1 protein-coding gene is annotated in these 1038 nt (G+C 74.5%); it reads left to right on the top strand.

The window, feature by feature from the left end; translation table 11 throughout:
- Nucleotides 1-100 precede the first annotated feature (100 nt).
- A partial coding sequence (locus ACI8AF_RS27505; protein ID WP_456542966.1) for an integrase core domain-containing protein occupies nucleotides 101-1038 on the top strand: 938 nt, incomplete at its 3' end.

The raw sequence follows: 1038 nt of genomic DNA, 5'->3' as shown, positions 1-1038 counted from the left end.
TGTCCAGTCTCAGGAGATGTGTCAGTCCTGAAGTCTCATGACATGTGTCGCTTGATCATCACGCCGCCGTTGAGGTGGTGTGGGGAAGCGAGCGGCAGTCATGAAACTGCTGGATGCCACGCTGCAGGCCGGTGTGGTGATTCCGAACGTCGCGCAGTGGTGCCGGCTCAACGGGGTGGAGCCGCGCACCTTCTACCGGCATCGGGCGCGGGTGGCCGCCGAGGGCGCCTGGAGTGAGCGCTCCCGGCGGCCGCTGCGGTCGCCGGGAGCGACGCCGGACTGGCTGGTGGCGCGGATCGTGGCGCTGCGCGCCGAGCTGGCGCCGGACCACGGCGCGGACAACATCCACGCCGCGCTGGTCGAGGCCGCGGCCGGGCCGGACTGGCCGGCCGGAGCAGCGGTGCCGGCCCGGCCGACGATCAACCGGGTGCTGGGCCGGGCGGGGCTGCTCGACCGCAATCCGCGCAAGCGGCCCAAGGCCTCCTACCGCCGCTTCGCCTACGCCCGGCCGCGGGACTGCTTCCAGATCGACGGCACCGAGCACACCCTCGCCGATGGCACGGTGGTGGTCGCGCTCGACATCATCGACGACTGCTCCCGGCGCTGGCTGGCCTCCCACGTCGCCCCCGCGGAGACCGCCGCGGCCGCGATCGCCGCGCTGACCGGCGCGATCGTCGAGGCCGGCGCGCCCGGGCTGGTGCTGGCCGACAACGGCTCGGCGTTCGCCGGCGGCGCCCGGCACCGCAACCTGCTGCGGCCCGGCCGGTTCGCCGCCGCCGTGACCGCCAGCGGCGCCCGGCTGATCCACTCCAGCCCGTATCACCCGCAGACGCTGGGCAAGTGCGAGCGCCTGCACCAGACCGCCGACAAGCTGCTCACCCACTTCTACGCCGGCCCGGCGGTCACGAGCACCGAGCTGCAGGCCCGCCTGGACCGGGTGCGCGCGCACTACAACACCCGCCGCCGGCACTCCGCGGTCGGCACCACTCCGCAGCGGGCCTGGGACACCGCGCCGGCACACGGCGGCCCGGCGCAGCT

This window comes from Blastococcus sp. SYSU D00669 (assembly GCF_054050715.1).
The sequence above is the reverse complement of the archived record's forward strand: the minus strand, read 5'-3'. Positions and strand labels throughout refer to the sequence as shown.